The following is a 20,836-nucleotide window of genomic DNA, read 5'->3' as shown; positions in this document are numbered from 1 at the left end:
GCTTGTCATGCACCTGATTACTGGCGCGCGGTGATCCGAACGCTCGCGCACGGCCGTGCGGCGGCGTGCGCCCGCCGCGGGCCGCGCACGAGGCACCGGACCGCGACGCGTCAGGGACGAAACCGGCGGGTTCCCCGGGAAACTGACGCCCCGCCAGCACCATGTGCACAACGATGTCGATCCTCCGGAGGTCTTCCGAGATGAGATGGACCCGGCGCCTGCGCCTGTGCGCCGCGGGCGCGGTGGTGGCCTCGGCGCTGTTCTCCCCGCCGGCCGCGCAGGCCGCCGAGCAGAGCGACGGCGGGCTCACCGACCTGGTCAACCCCTTCATCGGCACCCAGAACGAAGGCAACACCTTTCCCGGGGTCGCCGTGCCCTTCGGCATGGTGCAGTTCTCGCCGGACACCGGGCACAACACCGGCTACGACTACACCCAGCACCGGATCCGCGGCTTCTCCCTGGTCCACCTCTCCGGCGTCGGCTGCGCCATCGGAGGCGACCTGCCCGTGCTGCCGGCCGTCGGCGACGTCACCGAGACGGACTACGCCAGATACGCGGCCACGTTCGACCACACCGACGAGCAGGCGAGCCCCGGCTACTACCGGGTCGGACTGGGCGGCGGCATCGAGGCCGAGCTGACCGCGACCGAACGCGCCGGTGTGCAGCGCTACACGTTCCCGGCCACCGACAAGGCGAACGTGCTGCTCAACGCCGGCCAGTCGCTGCACAGGAACGTATCCTCCGAGGTCGAGATCCTCGACGACCGCACCGTGCGCACCCAGATCACGGGCAGCGGCTTCTGCCGCTCCACCCGGCCGTACACGGTGTACACGGTCACCCGTTTCAACCGGCCGTTCACGGCGCACGGGACGTGGTACCAGGACTCGATCACCCGGGACGCGACGACGTCGTCGGGCCCCGGGCGCAACGGCGCCTACGTCACGTTCGACACCACGAAGGACCGCGCCGTCGAGGCGACCACCGCGCTGTCGTACGTCGACGCGCGCGGCGCCGAGGTCAACCTCCGTGCCACGCACGAGCGTTCGTTCGCCGACGTCCGGGAGGCGGCGCGCCGGGCGTGGGAGGACCGCCTCGACGACGTCCGTGTGCAGGGCGGCGACGAGACCCGGCGCAGGACCTTCTACTCGTCCCTGTACCGGTCCTTCCTCGCGCCGAACATCGGCAGCGACGCCGACGGCCGCTACACCGGCTGGGACCAGCGGGTGCACCGGGCGGTCGGATTCACCTACTACCAGAACTGGTCCCTGTGGGACACCTACCGCACCCAGGTCCAGTTGCTGTCCCTGCTCGCACCGCGCCAGGCCCGGGACATGGCGATCTCCCTGCTCAAGGTCGACGAGCAGGGCGGCTGGCTGCCCAAGTGGGGCTACGGCACGGTCGAGACGAACATCATGAGCGGCGACCCGGTCACCCCGTTCCTCACCCACGCCTACCACCAGGGACTGCTCAAGGGGTACGAGGAGCGGGTCTACCGCGCGCTCAGGAAGAACGCCGACGGCGTCCCGCCCGCCGACACCATGTACGTGGGCCGCGAGTCGAACCGCGAGTACCTCGCGAACGGCTTCGCGCCGTACATCAAGGACAGCCCGTACCACAAGCCCGGTGACTCCGACTACCATCACGGCGGATCGGTCACGCTGGAGTACGCCCTGTCCGACGCGATGCTCGCCCGGATGGCGCGCGACCTGGGACACGACGCCGACGCGGAGCGCTACGCCGCCCGGTCGCGCTCCTACCGCCACCTCCTCGACCCCTCGACCGGCTTCTTCCGCGCCCGGGACGCCTCCGGAGCCTTCGCCGGGCCCGCCGACCCGGCGAACAGCGAGGGCTTCCACGAGGGCACGGCCTGGCAGTACCAGTGGCTCGTGCCGCAGGACCTGCCGGGCGTGGTCGGCCTCATCGGCGGCCGGAAGGCGGCGAACGACCGGCTCGACGCCTTCTTCGCCTACGACCGGCTGACCGCGGACCCGGCGGGGACCGCGCGCGACGTCTGGGTGAACGGGCCGTACGACTACTACCACGCCGACAAGTACAACCCGCAGAACGAGCCCGACCTCATCGCGCCCTACACCTACCTCTCGACCGGTCAGCCGTGGAAGACGACGGACGTGGTGCATGCGGCGCTGACCCTGTTCACGGACGGCCCGACCGGCATGACCGGCAACGACGACCTCGGCACGATGTCCGCCTGGGACGTGCTGTCGTCGATCGGCATCTTCCCGGTGCAGCCCGGCTACCCGACCTGGGGTCTGACCACGCCCGTGTTCGACCGGGTCGACCTGGTCCTGGACCGGGCCCACTACCCGCGCGGCAGGCTGACCATCACGGCGCCGGGCACGTCCGACCGGGAGCGCTACACCCAGGGCGTGCGCGTCGACGGAACGGCCTACGAACGCACGTACGTCACCACCGACACGTTGCGCCGGCTGGGAACACTCGAGTTCACGGTCGGCGCGCGGCCGTCCGGGTGGGGCACGGCACCGGATGCCGCGCCGCCCGCACTGACGTGACCTCGTGTGTCCCATGGGTCCCGGCCCTCTCGGCGGGGCGGGACTTCGCGACATGTTAACTGTACGTAGCCTGATCATACTTGACCGTAATCGTCCGTCGGAGGTTGACTCTTGCTTCCCCCGAATCGTCGACGCGAGGCAAGCCATTGACTTCTGACCTGCTCGCACCACTCGACCTGGCGTTCTGGAACATCGAGTCCGCCCGGCATCCGATGCACCTCGGTGCCCTCGGCGTGTTCTCCTGCCACTCGCCCACCGCCGGTGCGCACGCCGCCGACCTGCTCGCGGTCCGTGCCGCGGCGGTGCCCGGACTGCGCATGCGCATCCGTGACGTCTGGCTGCCGGACGTACGCCTCCCGCGCGACCTCGCCGACGTGCGCCTCCCGCTCGCCCTGGGCGGCGCGGCCCGCGAACCCGCCCCCGAGTTCGACCCGCTCGACCATGTGCGGCTGCACGCCCCCACCGCCGACTTCCACGCCGTGGCGGGGCGGCTCATGGAGCGCCCGCTGGAACGCGGCCGGCCGCCCTGGGAGGCGCACGTGATGCCGGGGGAGTCCGGCACCTGCTTCGCGGTGCTCTTCAAGTTCCACCACGCGCTCGCCGACGGGCTGCGCGCCCTGATGCTCGCGGCCGCCGTGATGGACCCGACGGACCTGCCCGAACCCCGCCCGCGCCGCCAGGAGGCCGCCCGGGGCCGCCTTCCCGGCATGCGCAGACTTCCCGGTCTGCTGCGCGGCACACTCGCCGACGTGGGACGCGCCCTCGACATCGGTGCCTCGGTCGCCCTGTCCACCCTCGGGATGCGCTCCTCCTCGGCGTTCACGTCCGAGCCCAGCGGCACCCGGCGCACCGCCGGAGTCGTCGTCGACCTCGACGAGGTGCACCGGGTGCGCAAGTCGGAGGGCGGCACGGTCAACGACGTGCTGATCGCCGTCGTCGCGGGCGCCCTGCGCCGCTGGCTGGACGAACGCGGCGACGGCAGCGCGGGCGTCGCGCCCCGCGCCCTGATCCCCGTCTCCCACCGCCGCCCGCGCACCGCGCAGCCACAGGGCAATCGGCTCTCCGGCTACCTGATACGGCTCCCGGTCGGCGACCCGGACCCGCTGGAGCGGCTGCGGTCGGTCCGCACGGCCATGGACCGCAACAAGGACGCCGGGCCCAATCGGGGCGCGGGCGCCGTGGCACTGCTCGCCGACCACGTTCCGGCGCTGGGCCACCGGCTGGGCGGACCGCTGGTCAGCCAGGCCGCCCGGCTGTGGTTCGACATCCTGGTCACCAGCGTGCCGCTGCCGAGCCTGGGCCTGAAGCTCGGCGGCAATCCGCTCGTCGAGGTCTATCCGCTCGCCCCGCTGGCCCGCGGGCAGTCCCTCGCGGTGGCGATCTCCACGTACCGCGGACGTGTGCACTTCGGGTTCGTCGCCGACGGCCGGGCGGTGCCGGACCTCGGCCTGCTGGCGCGCGCGGTGTCGGAGGAGGTGCAGACCCTGCTGGCGGCCTGCCGCGGCTGAGCGGCCCACCGTCACGGCGTGCGGGGGACGGCCTCGCCCGCCGTGACGAGCGGACCGCTCGTCCGGCGGCCGCTCGTTCCGCAGGCCGCTCGTTCCGCAGGCCGCTCGTTCCGCAAGCCGCTCGTTCCGCAGGCCGCTCGTTCCGCAGGCCGCTCGTCCGGCGGCCGCTCGTTTCGCAGGCCGTTCGCCCCGCGGGCCGTTCGCCCCCACAGGGCGCCCGCCCGCGGGCGGGCGCCCTCGGGCCGCCGTCGCCGGCGCCGCCCGACCGGGCACCGGCCGCGCCCCGGATCACCACGGGTTTGGTGCCTGGGCCCGGCGCTCCGTAAGATTCCCCGTTCGAAAGCGGGCGCGGCGGAGCGCTGCGCGGGAGAGCGAGGAACGGCAGCGCGATGACGGTGACAGAGGACGGTCCGGCGGGCGGCGCGTCGGCGGCCGCGGACGAGGTGTCGTACGGGCCCGGCATCGACCCGGAGCGACTGGCCGTCTGCCTCGGCGTGCTCGAGGAACTCGACCGGCTGGACGTCGACCACCCCGATGCGATCACCGTGCGCCGGGCCACCGCGCACGTCTACCGCATGGTCAAGCAGCGCCGCCGCCAGGAGCGCAGGGCCGCCAAGACCGCCCACGACAAGGCGGTCACCGAGGCCACGGCGACCGGGTCCGCCCAGCGCATCGACGACGAGACCGAGGGCATCCTGCCGTCGTCGGCCACCGAGGCCGGCCGGATCGCCGGCATACTCCAGCGCCCGCGCGCCTGCTACGTGTGCAAGACCCGCTATGTCGAGGTCGACTACTTCTACCACCAGCTCTGCCCGGCGTGCGCGGCCGAGAACCGGACCCGCCGCGACGCCCGCGTCGACCTCACGGGCAAGCGCGCGCTGCTCACCGGCGGCCGCGCCAAGATCGGCATGTACATCGCGCTGCGCCTGCTGCGGGACGGCGCCCACACCACGATCACCACGCGTTTCCCGAACGACGCCGTCCGCCGTTTCAAGGCACAGCCCGACAGCGACGAGTGGATCCACCGGCTGAAGATCGTCGGCATCGACCTGCGCGACCCCGCCCAGGTCGTGGCGCTCGCCGAGTCGGTCGCGGACGCGGGCCCGCTGGACATCCTGATCAACAACGCCGCCCAGACCGTGCGCCGCTCCGCGCAGGCATACAGCGAGTTGCTGGCCGCCGAGTCCGCGCCGCTCCCGGCGGGCGAGCTGCCGCCCGCCGAGATCATCGGGGCCTTCGGCTCGGGGGCCGTGGCGGCGCTGCCGGTGGCCGACGGCGGCGCGCTGAGCGCTCAGGACGTCACCGAACTCGCGCTGGTCTCCGGCTCGGCCTCGCTGGCGCGGATCGAGGCCGGCACGGCGATCGACGCCGGGGGACTCGTGCCCGATCTGGACGACACCAACAGCTGGGTCCAGGCGGTGGAGGAGGTGACGCCGGTGGAACTGCTCGAGGTCCAGCTGTGCAACTCCACGGCGCCGTTCCTCCTGATCAGCCGCCTGCGGGCGGCGCTGGCCGCCTCCCCGGCCCGGCGCACGTACATCGTGAACGTCTCGGCGATGGAGGGCGTCTTCAACCGCGGCTACAAGGGCGCCGGCCATCCGCACACCAACATGGCCAAGGCCGCCCTGAACATGCTCACCCGCACCAGCGCGGAGGAGATGTTCCAGAAGGACGGCATCCTGATGACCGCCGTCGACACCGGGTGGATCACCGACGAGCGCCCGCACCCGGACAAGATCCGGCTGGCGGACGAGGGCTTCCACGCTCCGCTCGACCTCGTCGACGGCGCGGCGCGGGTATACGATCCGATTGTGCGCGGTGAGCAGGGCGAAGACCTGTACGGCGTCTTCCTCAAGGACTACGCGCCCGGCAAATGGTGAGCCCGGGAGGCGGTCCTGAGGCGGTCACGCGCCGACCCTGACGCGTGACCTGGCGCCGGCTGGGAACCCGGACCCTGGTGAGTACCGCGCAAGGAGGTCCGTCTCATGGCCACTGAACACGACATCGATCCCCGTGCCGCCGACGATCCCCGCAACGTGTACCCGACCGACGAGCGGTTCTATGCGTCCGACCGTCCGGAACACGTGGTCCTGCCCGAGGACCGCCCGCGCGGAGGAGGCCCCGCCGCCCCGGTGAAGCACCGCGGGACCTGGGCCACGGTGGCAATGGTCGCCGGCATCATCCTGCTGATCCTTGCCGGCATCGCGCTGTTCCCGTGAGTGATCGCCGCAGCAGCGCATGATCACGTCCCCGAATGAGTGATCGCGTCCGTTCCCGGACCGCTCCGGGAACGGACGCGACCCTGCCGTCCGGATGCCCGGGCGCACACCCGACCGTAGGCTGAGCGTGCTCGGGGCTCGCGCGGAGGTGGGTCATGCCCCGGAACATCTGGTCGGGTGCCATCAGCTTCGGCCTGGTCACCATCCCGGTCAACGTGGTCGCCGCGACCGAGGACCACAGCGTGCGCTTCCACCAGTACCACCTCGAGGACATGGGCCGGGTCCGCGTGCGCAAGTACTGCGAGATCGAGGACCGCGAGGTCTCGCAGGACGAGATCGGCAAGGGCTACGAGCTCTCCAAGGACCAAGTCGTCACCGTCCTCGACGAGGAACTGCGGGAACTGCCCCTGCCGACGGCCCGTGCCATCGAGATCGCCGCCTTCGTGCCGGTCGGGTCGATCGATCCGATCCGCATCGGCGAGGGCTACTACCTGCAGGCGTCCGGGGAGGTCGCCGCGAAGCCGTACGCGCTGCTGCGCAAGGCGCTGGAGCGGACCTCGAAGGCCGCGGTGGCCAAGTTCGCCTGGCACGGCAGGGAGCGGCTCGGTCTGCTCCGCGTCCGCGACGAGGCGATCGTGCTGCACGCGATGCGATGGCCGGACGAGATCCGTGACTCCTCCGGGCTGGCGCCCGCGCCGGTGACGATGTCGGACCGGGAGATCGCCGAGGCCGAGCACCTCATCGACCGCATGACCCGCGAGGACCTCGAGGGGCCCGATTTCGTCGACCACTACACCGAGGCGCTGGAAGAGATCATCGAGGCGAAGCGCGAAGGTCATGCCCCGCCCGAGGTCCCCGAACCGGAGGCGGAGCCGGGCACGGTGCTGGATCTGATGTCGGCGCTCCAGGAGTCCGTGCGCAAGGCCCAGGAGTCCCGGGGCGAGACCGGCGGGGCTGACGTGCACGAGCTGTCGGCGAAGGAGGGGGCGGGGAAGGAGAGGGCGGGGAAGGAGAGGGCGGGGAAGACCGCGGCGAAGAAGCAGCCGGCCGGGAGGCAGCCGGCCGGGAAGGCGGCCGCGGCGAAGACCACGAAGCGGGCGGCGGCGCGTCGGACGGCCGGGAGGAAGACGGCCGAGACGGGGGCGGCCCGGACGCAGGCGGCCCAGACGGAGGCGGCCCGGAAGAAGACGGCCGAGAAGAAGACGGCCCGGAAGACGGCCCGGAAGGCGGCGGCGAAGAGGACGGCGCGCCCGCGCAGCGCCTGAGCGCCGGGGAACGGTCCCCACCGGGAAATCCCGGTGACCGCGGCCACTTTCCTGAACCACAATGAGCAGTCGCGCACCAGGTCGACAGTGGTGTGTCCCAGCACCGCCCGACCCGAGGAAGGCGCCGTCCGTGACCGTCCCCAACGTCCTGCTGTCCGGCATCGTCGGCTCGACCGCGTACGGGCTCGCCCACGCGGGCTCCGACATCGACCGGCTGGGTGTGTTCGCGGCGCCCACCGAGCTGCTGCACGGTCTGCACCCGCCGAAGGAGTCCCACGTCAGCTCGGCCCCGGACCACACGCTCCACGAGGCCGTGAAGTGGTGCCGGCTCGCGCTCGGCGGCAACCCGACCGTCATGGAACTCGTCTGGCTGCCCGCGGAGTTGTACGAGGTGCGGACGCCGCTCGGCGACGAGCTGATCGGCATCCGGACGTCGTTCCTGAGTGCCGCGCGCGTCCGTGACGCCTATCTCGGCTATGCCGGCCAGCAGTTCAGGCGCCTCGAGGCCCGCGGCGACGGCTCCTTCTCCGCGGACACCCGCAAGCGCACCGCCAAGCACGCCCGCCACCTCAAGCGGCTGTGCCACCAGGGCCTGGGACTGTACGCCACCGGGCGACTGGCGATCCGCCTGGAGGACCCGGAGGAGTTCCACGACTTCGGGGAGCGCGTGGCGGCCGATCCCGCGGTCGCGCTGCCCCTGCTCCGGTTCTACGAGGACGCCTTCACCGAGACGCGCAGCGTGCTGCCGGATCGGCCCGACGAGGCGGCGATCGAGGCGTGGCTGCGCCGTGTTCGCGCCCACTTCTACCCGACCGGGGGCGAGCGGGCGAGCTGATCGCCGGCCGGCTGCGGGAGCCCCGGCGCGTCCTCACCGGCCCGCGGTCCCCGGCCGGGCGTGCCGGGCCGCCACCATCTCCAGAACCGGGCGCCAGTCCTCCATCACGCCCGGGTCCAGACCGGCCGCGGTGGCCGCCTCGTCCGCCTGCCGCAGGGTGATGGCGTCGTCGGCCAGCGGATCGCGTTCGAACGCGTCCGCCTCCACGGGTGTCATCGGCCCACCCTGCCGGTCCAGGGCCGGCGCGCTCCAGGGGGACGGCCCGCGCCCCGGGGCCATGGCGGCCAGATAGCGCCGGGCGGCCATGTGCAGACGCACCAGGCGGGCGACGCGTTCGCCGAGCAACGGCCGTACCGCGTCCGCCGCGTGGTCGGCGTGCCCGGCGGTGTCGCCCGGCCGCAGCAGCCGCCCGATGTCGTGCACCAGACCCGCGACCTGGAGTTCCTTGTCCGCGGGCCGGGTTCGGCGCAGCAGGGCCGCGGTCTGCAGGGCGTGGTCGTGCAGATCGACCGGTCCGCCCGCCGGGGTGTCCCGTGTGCCCCGGCAGGCGTGCAGCAGATCCATCAGCTCCTCGACGCTGCGCAGCTCCATGCGTCAGTCCTCCCGCGAGAAAAGCCGTTGCCCACGGCCGGCACATCAGGGCGAGCTTGCGACTCGGCCAACGGCGCCTGAACTGGACACCGTCCGTGCCCGTCCGTACTCCGGTGGTGCGGTGGCCGGTGCGCCCGCTGCCCCGAATGGGGGGCCAATAAGGGGCGAGAAAGGGTAAATCGGTTCAAAATTGGGCCGGGTGTGAGGGAGATGACTCTGGACAGTTACCCGGTTGTTTCAGCCCCATCGAGCGGACGCCCGCTCATTTGGTTAATCTGGAGGGGACGGACAGCCTTTCGGGGTTACACCCACACCCATGGTCCGTCCCGGGACAAGCCGGCCACCACGGCATGCTCTCGCACGAGTTGCCGGCGCCACCGCGTCCGACCTGTATTCGACTCAGACCCGACAGGACGCCTGGGGCACAGCGGCAGCTGGGCCGGTGCAGTCCCGAGGGTTACCCGACACAAGAGGAGTGCGCGGTGACACCGGAGAAGACGAACAGCGATCAGGGCCCCGAGGAACGCATCGAGCGCAGGGGCCGCCGCACGGAGAAGGAACTCGGGTGCCTGGAGGTGTGGGCCAGGTCCGCCCCGATCCGGCTGGCCGGCTACGAGGACGACCTCGCCGAGCCCCACATCCTGCCGAGCGTCGACTGACCTCGCGGGACCCTCGTGATCGCTGACGGCATGGGCGTGCCAGACTCGCGCCCATGCTGATCAGACCCGCCGCGGCCGACGACTGGCCGCGGATCTGGCCTTTCTGGCACCGGATCGTCGCCGCCGGCGAGACCTACTCCTGGGACCCGGAGACCACCGAGGAGGCGGCCCGCGCCCTGTGGATGGCCCCCGCCAAGCGCGTGTACGTGGCCGAGGACGGCACCGGGGCGATCGTCGGCTCCGCCTACCTCACCCCCAACTACGGCGGCCCCGCGGCCCGCATCGCCAACGCGGGCTTCATGGTCGACCCGGACCGGGCGGGTCACGGCATCGGCCGCGCCCTCGCCGAGCACGTCCTGGCCGCCGCGAAGGCCGACGGATACCGCGGCATGGTCTTCAACGCGGTCGTCGAGACCAATCCCGCGGTCAAGCTGTGGACCTCCCTCGGCTTCACCGTCCTGGGCACGATTCCTCGGGCCTACGACCACCCCCGGTTCGGCAGGGTGGGGCTGCACATCATGTACCGGGCGCTCTAGACCGGCTCCGGACCGATCCGGGCCCTGTCCCGGATCGGTCGCACTGGCGTTCGCCCGGGCGTCGCCGCCCCGTCGGGCCGCGCTTCGCGGCTCCCGCCCGGGGAACCCGGTCCTCATGAGCGAGCACACCGGCACCCAGGCGTCGTACTGGATCGAGACGGCCCCGGGCGAGCCCCGCCCGGCCCTCACCGAGGACATCCGCGTCGACGTGGCCGTCGTCGGAGCGGGCATGGCGGGGCTCAGCACCGCCTGGGAGGTGGCGCAGAGCGGTCGCAGCGTCGCCGTGCTGGAGGCCGACCGGCTCGCCGCCGGTGTCACGGGACACACGACGGCCAAGCTCACCGCGCTGCACACCCTCGTCTACGAACGGCTCCGCCGCACCCGCGGCCCCGACGGCGCGGAACTGTACGGCCGCTCCCAGTCCGAGGCGATCCGCAGGGCCGCGGAACTCGTGGACGACCTCGGCATCGACTGCGACTGGGAGGAAGCGCCCGCCTACACCTACACACAGGACCACGACCGGGTTCCCGAACTGCGGGCCGAGGCCGATGCCGCACGCGAGGCGGGGCTGCCCGCCGAGTTCGTCACCGACACGGACCTGCCCTTCCCGGTGGCCGGAGCGGTCCGGATGGCCGGACAGGCGCAGTTCCACCCGCGCAGGTATCTCCTCGCCCTCGCCGAGGAGCTCACGCGCCGAGGCGGACGGCTGTACGAAGGCACCCGGGTGGTCGGGCTGCACGAGGGCGAGCCCTGCCGTCTGAGCACCGAGGAGGGCCGTACGGTCACCGCGCGTGACGTCGTCGTGGCCACCCACTATCCGGTGTTCGACCGCGCCCTGCTCTTCGCCCGGCTGTCCCCGCGTCGCGAACTCGTGCTGACGGCGCCGATCGATACCGGACGCGCCCCCCGGGGCATGTACATCACACCCGAGGAGAACACTCGTTCCCTGCGAACTGCCCCGTACCGGGACGGCAGGCGTCTGCTGGTCGTCACCGGCGAACACTTCACCCCCGGCACCGCCGACCCCGAGGAGCGCTTCGGCCGGCTGGCCGACTGGGCCACCGCGCATTTCGGCCCGCTCGACTTCGCCCACCGCTGGGCCACCCAGGACAACGACTCCACGGACACGGTGCCGCTCGTCGGCCCGCTGCACGCGGCGAGCCGCCACACCTACGTCGCCACCGGCTTCGGCGGCTGGGGGCTCAGCGGCGGCGTCATGGCAGGGCTCCTGCTGTCCGCCCTGATCGACGGCGGACAACCGCCGTGGGCGAAGCTGTACGACCCGCGCCGGGTGGCCAGCGTGCTCCGTGAGGGCCCCGCCTTCCTCAAGCACCAGGTCAAGGTGGCACGACACTTCGTGGGGGACCGGCTGGCGCCGCTGGCCGGCGGCTCGGTCGACGACATCGCTCCCGGGGACGGCGCGGTGACCCGCGTCGGCGCCCATGTGTGTGCCGTGTCCCGCGACACGTCCGGGCATCTGCACGCGGTGTCGGCGCGGTGCACGCACCTGGGCTGCCTGGTCGCCTTCAACCGCGCGGAGCAGGCATGGGAGTGCCCCTGCCACGGCTCCCGCTTCGACGCCGAGGGCCGGGTCCTGCAGGGCCCCGCCACCCGCCCGTTGCAGCCACGGGACGTCTGAGGCCGTCCCGGGGCCTCTGCCCTCTGCCCGGCGGCCGTCCGGCCGTCCGGCCGTCCGGCCGTCCGGCCGTCCTGGCGCCCCCCAGGGCCCTGCGCCCCGGGTGCTCAGAGCCGTGCGCCTCCGTCGGCACGCGCGCAGCCGATGCAGACGTCCGTGTGCGGCAGCGCCGGCAGACGGTCCCGGTCGATGATGTCGCCGCAGGCCGCGCATCGCCCGAAACCTGGTGTCCCCACACGGGGCAGTGCGGCGAGGACCTGGTCCAGCAGCGTCCGCGCGCGCCGGGCGTCCGCCCGCAGACGGGCGAGCGCCGTCGCCTTCGCGCCCGCATCGGCCGCGTCGAGGTCGCAGTCGGCGGCGAGGACCGGCATCTTCGCCTCGACCGTCGAGAGGTCCTCACGCAGCACGTCCGCCTCGGCGGTGAGCCGGTCGGTGAGGTCCCTCAGGTTGTCGGCCGACAGTTCCACCGGCATGGGTGCTCCCTCTGACGTCGGGAAGGTGCGCGGGATCACGGGTGGAGGAGGGTCTTGACCATCCCGTCCTCCTTGGCCTGGAACATCGCGTACGCCTTCGGCCCGTCCTCCAGCGGCATGGAGTGCGTCTTGAAGGCATCGACCCCGAGCGGATCCTCGTCCGTGAGCAGCGGGAGGATCTCCTCCACCCAGCGCCAGACGTTCGCCTGACCCATGCGCACCTGGATCTGCTTGTCGAACATCGTCAGCAGCGGCATGGGACTCGCCGCGCCGCCGTACACCCCGGAAACGGAGACCGTGCCGCCGCGGCGCACCAGATCGACGGCCGCGTGCAGCGCCCCGAGCCGGTCCACCCCCGCATGCTCCATCAGGGGCTGCGCGACCGCGTCGGGCAGCAGACCCGTGACCCACTGCGCGGCCTTCGCCAGCGGCGCGCCGTGCGCCTCCATGCCGACGGCGTCGATCACCGCGTCCGCGCCGCGGCCGTCGGTCAGCTCCTGCACCGCCTCGGTCAGGTCCTTCCCGTGCCGCCGGACGTCGAAGCACGTGACCCCGCGGGCGGCGGCGCGTTCGAGCCGCTCGTCCACCAGGTCCACCCCGATGACCAGGCCGGCGCCGCGGTGCCGGGCGACGCGGGTGCACATGTCGCCGATCGGGCCCAGACCCAGCACGGCCACGCTGCCGCCTTCGGGCACCGCCGCGTACTCCACGGCCTGCCAGGCGGTGGGCAGGACGTCCGACAGATAGACGTAGCGGTCGTCCGGCGGCCCCTCGGGCACCTTGATGGGCAGCTTGTCGCCGAACGGCACCCGCAGCAGTTCGGCCTGCCCGCCCGGCACCTGCCCGTACAGCTTGGTGTACCCGAACAGGGCGGCGCCGGTTCCGCGCTCCCTGACCTGGGTCGTCTCGCACTGCGAGTGCAGGCCCTGGTCGCACATGAAGCAGTCGCGGCAGCAGACGTTGAACGGAATGACCACGCGGTCGCCCGGCTTGAGCGTGCGCACCTGCGGGCCGACCTCCTCGACGACACCCATGGGCTCGTGCCCCAGGACGTCGCCCGGATCGATGTAGGGGCCGAAGAGCTCGTACAGATGGAGGTCGGAACCGCAGATGCCGGTGGACGTGATCCGCACGATCACGTCGTCGGGCTTCTCGATCCGGGGATCGGGGACGGTCTCCACCCGGACGTCCCGCCTGCCGTGCCAGGTCAGTGCTCGCATCGCTGTGCTCCTCGGCTCTCGCGTGCTTGCGTCGGTGCGGGCCGTCCGAGTCCCCTGGGGCGGGCGGCTGACACCCGCCCCGGTCCCCCGTGTCCGGCACGGCGGTCATGGCCGGGACGTACCCGGGCGTCAGCAACGAGGCGCGAAACGGTCCCAGGCCCGGTGTGCGGGCAGCAGGCGGGTGACCGGCTCCAGCACACCGGAGCCGGTGTCGGCGGTCACCACGTCGGCGGCGTCGAGGGGGATGCCCGCGGCCTCCAGGGCGGTGGGCGCGATGACCAACGGCACCATGCCCGCGGTGGGGACGGCGTCGCGGACGGCGCGGATGCCGTCCAGATCGCTCCGGCCGTCGGTGATCACGTCGCCGGGGGCCGGTCGGCTCCGTCGGCGAAGGCGGCTCGGACGCCGCCATCCGGTCCAGGGAGGGCTTCAGCCCCGGGGCGAGGGTCGGGCCTCGCCCCTGACGAGCGAGGGTCAGTCCTCACCTCTGACGATGTTCCACTCCGGCCCGCGGCACGCAGAGGGGCTCGCCCGGTCCTCGACGGCCGGGACACAGGTCCGTACACCGTCCTCCGGCGGGTGGTTGCGTGCCTGTGCCCATCCCGACTCGGGTGGGCGGACGGCCGGCTTCTCTGTTGTCCCGGTGGTCACGGCACTTCATCTTCCTTCTGCCGTCTCGACGGCGGCCGGGCCTGCTCGTCCGAGCGTCGCACCGCCTGGTGACCGAGTCCCCACCAGGCGTACGGCGAAACGCCCGCCCCGAACGGGGGTGCAGGGCCGGGTTCGCCGGGTACCCGCCGGGGCGAGCGCGGTGACCGGCACCGCACCGTCCGCGAAGGGACAGGCAATGACCCAGCACGTACGCGACATCATGACCGCCGCACCGGTGACGGTGCAGCCGCAGACGTCGGTGACGACCGTGGCCCGGCTGATGCGCGATCAGAACATCGGAGCCGTGCTGGTGGCGGAGGGGGACCGGCTGCGTGGACTGGTGAGCGACCGCGACCTCGTGGTGCGCGCGCTCGCGGACGGCGAGGACCCCGAGCAGACCACCGTGGCCGGCGTGTGCAGCGGGGACCTCGTCACCGTGGAGGCCGAGGACGAGCTCGACCGCGCGGTGGACCTGATGCGCGAGCACTCCGTGCGCCGGGTGCCGGTCGTCGAGGACGGCCGGCCGGTGGGCATCGTCTCGCTGGGCGACCTGGCCATCGAACGCGACCCGCAGTCGGCGCTCGGCGACATCAGCGCCGCCCGGTCCAACCGGTAGGGACGTCCGCCTCCTCTCGCTGGAGGCGCTTGCCCCAGGCGCTCACTCCAGGGGCGCCGTGCGCCGCCAGGGCCGCAGCGTCTCCAACTGCGCGGCCACCGCCAGCAGTTCCGACTCGGATCCCGGGCGGCCCACGAGCTGCACCGCGCAGGGCGCCCCGCTCGGGAGGGTGCCGAACGGGACCGCCATCGCCGGCCAGCCCGTGAGGTTCCACGGCGGGGTCATGGGCGAGTACGCCGTGTTCGCCAGCAGGTTGCGCAGCCAGCCGCGCGTGTGCCAGGGCGCGGCGGCCGGGCCGCGGCGCGCCAGGGCCGGGGTGAGCAGCACGTCGTGCTCGGCGAAGAACGGCTCCAGCCGGCGGCGCAGTTGCTCACGGCGGTCACCGGACCGCACGCTCTTCACGCACCGGCGGCCCACCGCCGCGTGGACCCGGGTGCGCCGGGCCAGCCGCCGCGGGTCCAGTCCCTCGGCGTCGACCGCGGTGCCCGCCGTCCAGTGCGCCAGTGAGGTCGTGCCCAGCCACCACGGGTACGGCGGCTCGGCCGGCCGCACCTCGTGACCCGCCCGTTCGAGCAGGGCGGCCGCCTCGCGGGCGGCGTCCGCGTACGGGCGGCTCACGCTCACTCCGGGCAGGGGACTGCGGAGCGAGAGCGCGATCCTGCGCGTGGCCGACTCCCGCGGAGGGGTGCCCGGCCGGTCCGCCAGGACCTCGAACATCAGGCGTGCGTCCTCGACGGTCGTGGCGAGCGGGCCGTTCTCCGACATGCCGAACCAGTCGCCGTCGCCGATGCCGGCCGGGACGGTGCCGTAGCCCGGCTTGATGGTGACGAGACCGCAGTTGGCGGCCGGGATGCGCAGCGAGCCCATCCCGTCGTTGCCGAGCGCGATCGGCACCATGCCGGCGGCCACCGCGGCGGCGCTGCCGCCCGAGGAACCGCCCGCCGTGCGGGAGGTGTCCCACGGGTTGCGGGCGATCCCGTGCACCCCGTCCGTGGTGCCGAAGACACACAGTTCGGGCACGTTGGTCAGGCCGACCACGATCGCGCCCGCCGCGCGCAGCCGGGCCACCGTGACGTGATCGTGGCCGGCCGGGGTTTCCGGGGTCGCGGCGGAGCCGACGCGGTTGCACTCGCCGCGTACGGCCAGGTTGTCCTTGACCGCCACGGGCACGCCGGCGAGGGGGAGCCGGTCCAGGTCCGGGCGGGCCGCGACCTCCTCCGCCTCGGCCAGGGCGGCGTCCCTGCGCACATGGCGGAAGGCGCCGACGCGGGCGTCGAGCCGTTCGATCCGTGCCAGGTGCTCGGCCACCACCTCGTGCGGCGTGGCCCGCTTCTCGTGTACGGCGGCGGCGATCTCGGCGGCGGTCCGGCCGACCCAGCTGGTCACGGGCGCTCCCTGTCGGTGTTCTGCACAGTCGATGCACGGTCGAGGCAAGGGTGTACTGGCGAGTACGAGGAGCACTGTGCCCTGCCGACGGCACCACGTCGAGAGTCCGGCGGCGGCGGAACCCCGAACGGCCCGTCCGGGCCCTGCGGACGGCCGTACGGACGGCCGTGCATTGACGTGTGCCGAAGCCGCCGGGCAAGGTCGCCGCAGGGCCGAACCGGCCGGACCTCCTCCGTGCACCACCGTGTGAAGGAATCCGTATGCCTCCTGCCGTGCGCTTCGGCGTCAACTACACACCGAGCGAGGGGTGGTTCCACCACTGGCTCGACTTCGAGCCGGACTCCGTGCGCGCCGACCTCGACTCGATCGCCGCCCTCGGCCTGGACCACATCCGGGTCTTCCCGCTGTGGCCCTACTTCCAGCCCAACCGCACCCTGATCCGCCCGCGCGCCGTCGAACAGCTCGTCGCGCTCGTCGACGCCGCGGCCGAGCGCGGACTCGACGTCACCGTGGACGGCCTGCAGGGACACCTGTCGAGCTTCGACTTCCTGCCCGCCTGGACACGGACCTGGCACCGGCGCAACATCTTCACCGATCCGCAGGTCGTCGAGGGGGAGGCCGACTATCTGCGGACCCTGGCCGCCGCCCTCGCCGACCGCCCGAACTTCCTCGGCATGACCATCGGCAACGAGGTCAACCAGTTCGCCGCCGGACCGCACTCCGATCCCGACCGCGTCACCCCCGACCAGGCCGGGCGATGGCTCGCCCGGCTGCTCGCCGCCTGCGCCGAGGGCGCACCCGGGAAGCTGCACCTGCACGCCTCGTACGACGCCGCCTGGTACCAGGACGACCAGCCCTTCACCCCCGAGCACTCCGCCCGGCTGGGAGACCTCACCGCCGTGCACTCCTGGGTGTTCAACGGCACCGCCCAGCGCCACGGCCGCACCGGAACCGCCACCGAGCACCATGCCGCGTACCTCATCGAGCTCTCCAAGGCATGGGCGGACGACCCGCGCCGCCCGGTCTGGCTCCAGGAGGTCGGCGCCCCCGCGCCGCTGATCCCCGCCGAGCACGCGGCCGCCTTCACCGAGGCCACCGTCGCGGGCGCCCTCGACTGCCCGGACGTGTGGGGTGTGACCTGGTGGTGCTCGCACGACGTCAGCCGCGACCTCGCCGACTTCCCGGAACTCGAGTACGGGCTGGGGCTGTTGACCAACGACCGGCGGCCCAAGCCCGCCGCCGGGACGCTCGCCCGCATCATCCGGGAATGGGCGCCCCGCGAGCCCGCCCGCCGCACCACGGCGCTGGTCGTCGACACCGCGGCCGGCCGTTCCGCCTGTGCCCCCGGCGGCCCGGTCTTCGAGGCGTTCGCCCGGCTGACCGCCGACGGGGCCCGCCCTACCACCGTGCTCGCGAGCCGCGCCGACGACGGGCACCACCTCGCGGCCCGCGGCATCACCGAGGTCGTCACCCCCGGCCAGGTCCTGCAATAGCCGTCCCGTGCCGGGCGAGAGTGCCGCACGGTTCGAGGTGCCCACGGTCGGGGAGCTGTACAACGTGCCGACTCCCACCACGACCGCCCGGCCCGGCACCGTCCGGCACCCCGCATCCTCACCCCACGGAGCACCCCATGCATGACGACCGCACCCTGGTCGAGGCCCGTCTCCGGCGCGTCCTCGACGAGCGCATCCGCCCCGCCGTGTACCCCGAGTCCGTACCGCTCCAGGTGGCGGTGTGGCACGCGCCGGGCGAGCCCGTGCCGGTCGCCGAGGGGCTGGCCGCCCCGGCCGAACCGATCGCGGTGGGCACGCGCTGGGGCGCCCCGTGGGGCACGAGCTGGTTCCGGGTCACCGGAACCGTCCCCGAGGCGTGGGCCGGCCGGACCGTCGAGGCGCTGCTGGACCTCGGCTTCGACGAGAACATGCCCGGTTTCCAGTGCGAGGGCCTCGTCCACCGCCCCGACGGGACCCCGGTGAAGGGCCTCAACCCGCGCAACCAGTGGGTGCGGATCGGCTCACCCGTCGAGGGCGGCGAGCGTGTCGACCTGCGCATCGAGGCCGCCTCCAACCCGGTCATCATGGACTATCACCCCTTCGTGCCCACGCCGCTGGGCGACAAGGACACCGCGGGCGTCGAACCCCAGTACCGGCTCGCGCGCATGGACCTCGCCGTGTTCGACGAGACCGTGTGGCAGCTCGTCCTCGACCTGGAGGTGCTCGGCGAGCTGATGGCGGAGCTGCCCGTCGAGTCGGCGCGGCGCTGGGAGATCCTGCGCGCGGTGGAGCGGGCGATCGACGCGGTGGACCTGCAGGACGTGGGCGCCACCGCGGCGGCGGCCCGGGAACGGCTGACCGAAGTGCTGGCCCGGCCCGCAGCCCCCTCCGCCCACCGCATCAGCGCCGTCGGGCACGCCCACATCGACTCGGCGTGGCTGTGGCCGCTGCGCGAGACGGTGCGCAAGGTGGCCCGTACGGCGGCCAACATGACCGCGCTGATCGACGACGAGCCGGAGTTCGTCTTCGCCATGTCGCAGGCACAGCAGTGGGCCTGGGTGAAGGAGCACCGGCCCGAGGTGTGGGCACGGGTGAAGAAGGCCGTGGCGGGGGGCCGGTTCGTGCCGGCCGGCGGCATGTGGGTGGAGTCGGACACCAACATGCCCGGCTCGGAGGCGATGGCCCGTCAGTTCGTCCACGGCAAGCGGTTCTTCCTCGACGAGTTCGGCATCGAGAACGACGAGGCGTGGCTGCCCGACACGTTCGGCTTCGCCGCCGGGCTGCCGCAGATCATCAGGGCGGCGGGCTCCCGGCGGCTGCTGACGCAGAAGATCTCGTGGTCGAGGACGAACACGTTCCCGCACCACACCTTCCTGTGGGAGGGCATCGACGGGACACGCATCTTCACCCACTTCCCGCCCGTCGACACCTACAACTGCTCGATGAGGGGCGGCGAGATCGCCCACGCGGCCCGCAACTTCAGGGAGAAGGGGGCGGCCGGGCGCTCGCTCGCGCCGACCGGCTGGGGCGACGGCGGCGGGGGCACCACCCGCGAGATGGTCGCCAAGGCGGCACGGCTGCGCAGCCTGGAGGGCTCGGCCACGGTGGTGTGGGAGACACCGCAGGAGTTCTTCACCAAGGCGCAGGAGGAGTACCCCGACCCGCCCGTCTGGGTGGGCGAGCTGTACCTGGAGCTGCACCGGGCCACGCTGACCAGCCAGGCGAAGACGAAGCAGGGCAACCGGCGCAGCGAGCACCTGCTGCGGGAGGCGGAGCTGTGGGCGGCCACGGCGGCCGTGCGGAACGGGTTCCCCTACCCCTCCGAGGACCTGGACCGCATCTGGAAGACGGTGCTGCTCCACCAGTTCCACGACATCCTGCCAGGGTCGTCGATCGCCTGGGTGCACCGGGAGGCCCGGGCCACCTACGAGCGGATCGCCGCGGAGCTGAACGGGATCATCGAGGCGGCGCAGCGGTCGCTGGCCGGCGAGGGAGCCGTTCCGCTGGTGTTCAACGCGGCGCCGCACGCCCGCGACGGCGTCCCGGCGGGCGGCGCGGGCACGCCTGCCGCCGCGCGCGAGGTGGTCCCGACGGCGCGGCCCGACGGCGGCTTCGTGCTGCACAACGGGGCCGTGCGGGTGGAGATCGACGCGCGCGGACTGGTCGTCTCGGCCTGCGACCTGGACACCGGACGCGAGACGATCGCGCCGGGAGGAGCCGCCAACCTGCTCCAACTGCACCCCGACCTCCCCAACATGTGGGACGCGTGGGACGTGGACGCGTTCTACCGGAACACCGTCACCGACCTGGTGGAGGCGGACGAGATCGCCGTGGGTGAGGACGGCGCGTCGGTCCGGGTCGTACGGTCCTTCGGCGCCTCACGCGTCACCCAGGTGCTGTCGCTCGCGCCGGGGGAGCGGCGGCTGGAGATCGACACGGAGGTCGACTGGCACGAGACGGAGAAGTTCCTGAAGCTGGCGTTCCCGCTGGACGTGCACGCCGATCGCTACGCCTCCGAGACGCAGTTCGGGCACTTCCACCGGCCGACGCACACCAACACGTCATGGGAGGCGGCCAAGTTCGAGGCGTGCAACCACCGGTTCGTGCACCTGGAGGAGCCGGGCTGGGGCGTGGCGGTGGTGAACGACTCGACCTACGGCCACGACGTGACGCGCACGGTGCGCGCGGCGGACCGCGGCACGACCACCACCGTCCGGGTCTCCCTGCTGCGCGCGCCCCGCTTCCCCGACCCGGAGACCGACCAGGGCGTCCACCGCTTCCGGCACGCGCTGGTGCCGGGGGCGACGATCGGGGACGCGGTGCGCGAAGGCTGGCGGATCAACCTGCCGGAGCGGCGGCTGACCGGCGGGCACGCGGTGGCGCCGTTGGTGGCCGTGGCGGAGGACGCGGTGGTGGTGACGGCGGTCAAGCTGGCCGACGACGGCAGCGGTGACGTGGTCGTACGGTTCCACGAGTCGCGCGGCGGCCGTACGGCGGCCACGCTCACCGCGGACTTCGAGGTCGCGGCGGCGGTGGCCACGGACCTCCTGGAGCGGCCGCTCGCCGACGCCCCGGCCCCGCACCGCGAGGGCGACCGCATCACCCTGCGGCTGCGCCCGTTCGAGCTGGTGACGCTGAGGCTGAAGCGGCGGTCCTAGAGACATGGGTCGGGCCCGCCGGCGGTGCGTGGGCGGGCCCGCTCACCGGACAGGAGCCG

At 73.0% G+C, this 20,836-nt stretch carries 17 protein-coding genes; 12 read left to right on the top strand and 5 right to left on the bottom strand.

Annotation, left to right across the window (positions count from 1 at the left end; genetic code table 11):
• The first annotated feature begins 200 nt into the window (after positions 1-200).
• The 6 genes from ACFYMU_RS16700 to ACFYMU_RS16675 all read left to right on the top strand — a co-directional run bounded on the left by ACFYMU_RS16700 (position 201) and on the right by ACFYMU_RS16675 (position 8,358).
• On the top strand, positions 201-2,531 hold the full coding sequence (locus ACFYMU_RS16700) for a GH92 family glycosyl hydrolase (protein ID WP_388373393.1): 2,331 nt from the start codon (positions 201-203) through the stop codon (positions 2,529-2,531).
• A 146-nt stretch (positions 2,532-2,677) separates the two neighbouring features.
• Entirely contained in the window at positions 2,678-4,039 is a 1,362-nt protein-coding gene (locus tag ACFYMU_RS16695) for a wax ester/triacylglycerol synthase family O-acyltransferase (RefSeq protein ID WP_388373392.1), read from the top strand.
• 389 nt (positions 4,040-4,428) lie between these two features.
• Entirely contained in the window at positions 4,429-5,919 is a 1,491-nt protein-coding gene (locus tag ACFYMU_RS16690) for an SDR family NAD(P)-dependent oxidoreductase (protein ID WP_388373390.1), read from the top strand.
• Positions 5,920-6,024: 105 nt separating this feature from the next.
• Positions 6,025-6,258 carry a hypothetical protein gene (locus tag ACFYMU_RS16685; RefSeq protein ID WP_388373388.1) on the top strand — a complete coding sequence of 78 codons (234 nt, stop codon included), beginning with the start codon at positions 6,025-6,027 and terminating at the stop codon, positions 6,256-6,258.
• Between the two features lie 155 nt (positions 6,259-6,413).
• On the top strand, positions 6,414-7,523 hold the full coding sequence (locus ACFYMU_RS16680; RefSeq protein WP_388373386.1) for a Ku protein: 1,110 nt from the start codon (positions 6,414-6,416) through the stop codon (positions 7,521-7,523).
• A 130-nt stretch (positions 7,524-7,653) separates the two neighbouring features.
• Positions 7,654-8,358, top strand: a complete 705-nt coding sequence (locus ACFYMU_RS16675) for a DNA polymerase beta superfamily protein (RefSeq protein ID WP_388373384.1) — start codon at positions 7,654-7,656, stop codon at positions 8,356-8,358.
• A gap of 33 nt (positions 8,359-8,391) precedes the next feature.
• Here ACFYMU_RS16675 and ACFYMU_RS16670 read toward each other — a convergent pair whose 3' ends face one another.
• Positions 8,392-8,949 carry an HD domain-containing protein gene (locus tag ACFYMU_RS16670; RefSeq protein WP_388373382.1) on the bottom strand — a complete coding sequence of 186 codons (558 nt, stop codon included), beginning with the start codon at positions 8,947-8,949 and terminating at the stop codon, positions 8,392-8,394.
• 482 nt (positions 8,950-9,431) lie between these two features.
• On the opposite strand from ACFYMU_RS16670, the gene ACFYMU_RS16665 reads away from it, so the two are divergent.
• The 3 genes from ACFYMU_RS16665 (at position 9,432) to ACFYMU_RS16655 (ending at position 11,783) form a co-directional block, all read left to right on the top strand.
• On the top strand, positions 9,432-9,608 hold the full coding sequence (locus ACFYMU_RS16665) for a hypothetical protein (protein ID WP_388373380.1): 177 nt from the start codon (positions 9,432-9,434) through the stop codon (positions 9,606-9,608).
• Positions 9,609-9,661: 53 nt separating this feature from the next.
• Positions 9,662-10,144, top strand: a complete 483-nt coding sequence (locus tag ACFYMU_RS16660) for a GNAT family N-acetyltransferase (protein ID WP_388373379.1) — start codon at positions 9,662-9,664, stop codon at positions 10,142-10,144.
• Between the two features lie 115 nt (positions 10,145-10,259).
• Positions 10,260-11,783, top strand: coding sequence for an FAD-dependent oxidoreductase (locus ACFYMU_RS16655; protein ID WP_388373377.1), 1,524 nt, complete (start codon positions 10,260-10,262; stop codon positions 11,781-11,783).
• A gap of 104 nt (positions 11,784-11,887) precedes the next feature.
• Here the strand turns inward: ACFYMU_RS16655 and ACFYMU_RS16650 are convergent, their stop codons facing one another.
• The 3 genes from ACFYMU_RS16650 to ACFYMU_RS16640 form a co-directional block, all read right to left on the bottom strand.
• Positions 11,888-12,253: a TraR/DksA family transcriptional regulator gene (locus ACFYMU_RS16650; RefSeq protein ID WP_388373376.1), complete on the bottom strand. Its 366-nt coding sequence runs from the start codon at positions 12,251-12,253 to the stop codon at positions 11,888-11,890.
• Between the two features lie 35 nt (positions 12,254-12,288).
• The gene (locus ACFYMU_RS16645) at positions 12,289-13,473 is read right to left on the bottom strand and encodes an alcohol dehydrogenase catalytic domain-containing protein (protein ID WP_388373374.1); all 1,185 of its coding nucleotides are present in this window, start codon (positions 13,471-13,473) and stop codon (positions 12,289-12,291) included.
• Positions 13,474-13,602: 129 nt separating this feature from the next.
• Positions 13,603-13,833 (bottom strand): hypothetical protein, encoded by a 231-nt coding sequence (locus ACFYMU_RS16640; RefSeq protein ID WP_388373372.1) that lies wholly within the window; start codon positions 13,831-13,833, stop codon positions 13,603-13,605.
• A gap of 487 nt (positions 13,834-14,320) precedes the next feature.
• Between ACFYMU_RS16640 and ACFYMU_RS16635 the strand changes: the two genes are divergently transcribed.
• On the top strand, positions 14,321-14,740 hold the full coding sequence (locus tag ACFYMU_RS16635; RefSeq protein WP_388373370.1) for a CBS domain-containing protein: 420 nt from the start codon (positions 14,321-14,323) through the stop codon (positions 14,738-14,740).
• A gap of 42 nt (positions 14,741-14,782) precedes the next feature.
• On the opposite strand, the gene ACFYMU_RS16630 is transcribed toward ACFYMU_RS16635, so the two are convergent.
• Positions 14,783-16,126, bottom strand: coding sequence for an amidase (locus ACFYMU_RS16630; RefSeq protein WP_388373369.1), 1,344 nt, complete (start codon positions 16,124-16,126; stop codon positions 14,783-14,785).
• A gap of 260 nt (positions 16,127-16,386) precedes the next feature.
• Here ACFYMU_RS16630 and ACFYMU_RS16625 point away from each other — a divergent pair, with 260 nt between their 5' ends.
• Both ACFYMU_RS16625 and ACFYMU_RS16620 read left to right on the top strand, forming a co-directional pair.
• Complete coding sequence (locus ACFYMU_RS16625) at positions 16,387-17,619, top strand: glycosyl hydrolase (RefSeq protein ID WP_388373367.1); 1,233 nt, start codon at positions 16,387-16,389, stop codon at positions 17,617-17,619.
• 137 nt (positions 17,620-17,756) lie between these two features.
• Positions 17,757-20,777 (top strand): alpha-mannosidase, encoded by a 3,021-nt coding sequence (locus tag ACFYMU_RS16620; protein ID WP_388373365.1) that lies wholly within the window; start codon positions 17,757-17,759, stop codon positions 20,775-20,777.
• Positions 20,778-20,836 lie beyond the last annotated feature (59 nt).

Origin of the sequence: Streptomyces sp. NPDC007264 (assembly GCF_042869095.1) — a bacterium.
Taxonomy (GTDB): domain Bacteria; phylum Actinomycetota; class Actinomycetes; order Streptomycetales; family Streptomycetaceae; genus Streptomyces.
This window is presented reverse-complemented; position numbering and strand designations above follow the sequence as displayed.

Excerpts from the sequence above, each read along its gene's own strand:
- ACFYMU_RS16645 (WP_388373374.1), bottom strand. The coding sequence starts at position 13,473 with ATGCGAGCACTGACCTGGCACGGCAGGCGGGACGTCCGGGTGGAGACC.
- ACFYMU_RS16680 (WP_388373386.1), top strand. The coding sequence starts at position 6,414 with ATGCCCCGGAACATCTGGTCGGGTGCCATCAGCTTCGGCCTGGTCACC.
- ACFYMU_RS16685 (WP_388373388.1), top strand. The coding sequence starts at position 6,025 with ATGGCCACTGAACACGACATCGATCCCCGTGCCGCCGACGATCCCCGC.
- ACFYMU_RS16700 (WP_388373393.1), top strand. The coding sequence starts at position 201 with ATGAGATGGACCCGGCGCCTGCGCCTGTGCGCCGCGGGCGCGGTGGTG.
- ACFYMU_RS16620 (WP_388373365.1), top strand. The coding sequence starts at position 17,757 with ATGCATGACGACCGCACCCTGGTCGAGGCCCGTCTCCGGCGCGTCCTC.
- ACFYMU_RS16660 (WP_388373379.1), top strand. The coding sequence starts at position 9,662 with ATGCTGATCAGACCCGCCGCGGCCGACGACTGGCCGCGGATCTGGCCT.
- ACFYMU_RS16690 (WP_388373390.1), top strand. The coding sequence starts at position 4,429 with ATGACGGTGACAGAGGACGGTCCGGCGGGCGGCGCGTCGGCGGCCGCG.
- ACFYMU_RS16635 (WP_388373370.1), top strand. The coding sequence starts at position 14,321 with ATGACCCAGCACGTACGCGACATCATGACCGCCGCACCGGTGACGGTG.
- ACFYMU_RS16670 (WP_388373382.1), bottom strand. The coding sequence starts at position 8,949 with ATGGAGCTGCGCAGCGTCGAGGAGCTGATGGATCTGCTGCACGCCTGC.
- ACFYMU_RS16655 (WP_388373377.1), top strand. The coding sequence starts at position 10,260 with ATGAGCGAGCACACCGGCACCCAGGCGTCGTACTGGATCGAGACGGCC.
- ACFYMU_RS16625 (WP_388373367.1), top strand. The coding sequence starts at position 16,387 with ATGCCTCCTGCCGTGCGCTTCGGCGTCAACTACACACCGAGCGAGGGG.
- ACFYMU_RS16650 (WP_388373376.1), bottom strand. The coding sequence starts at position 12,253 with ATGCCGGTGGAACTGTCGGCCGACAACCTGAGGGACCTCACCGACCGG.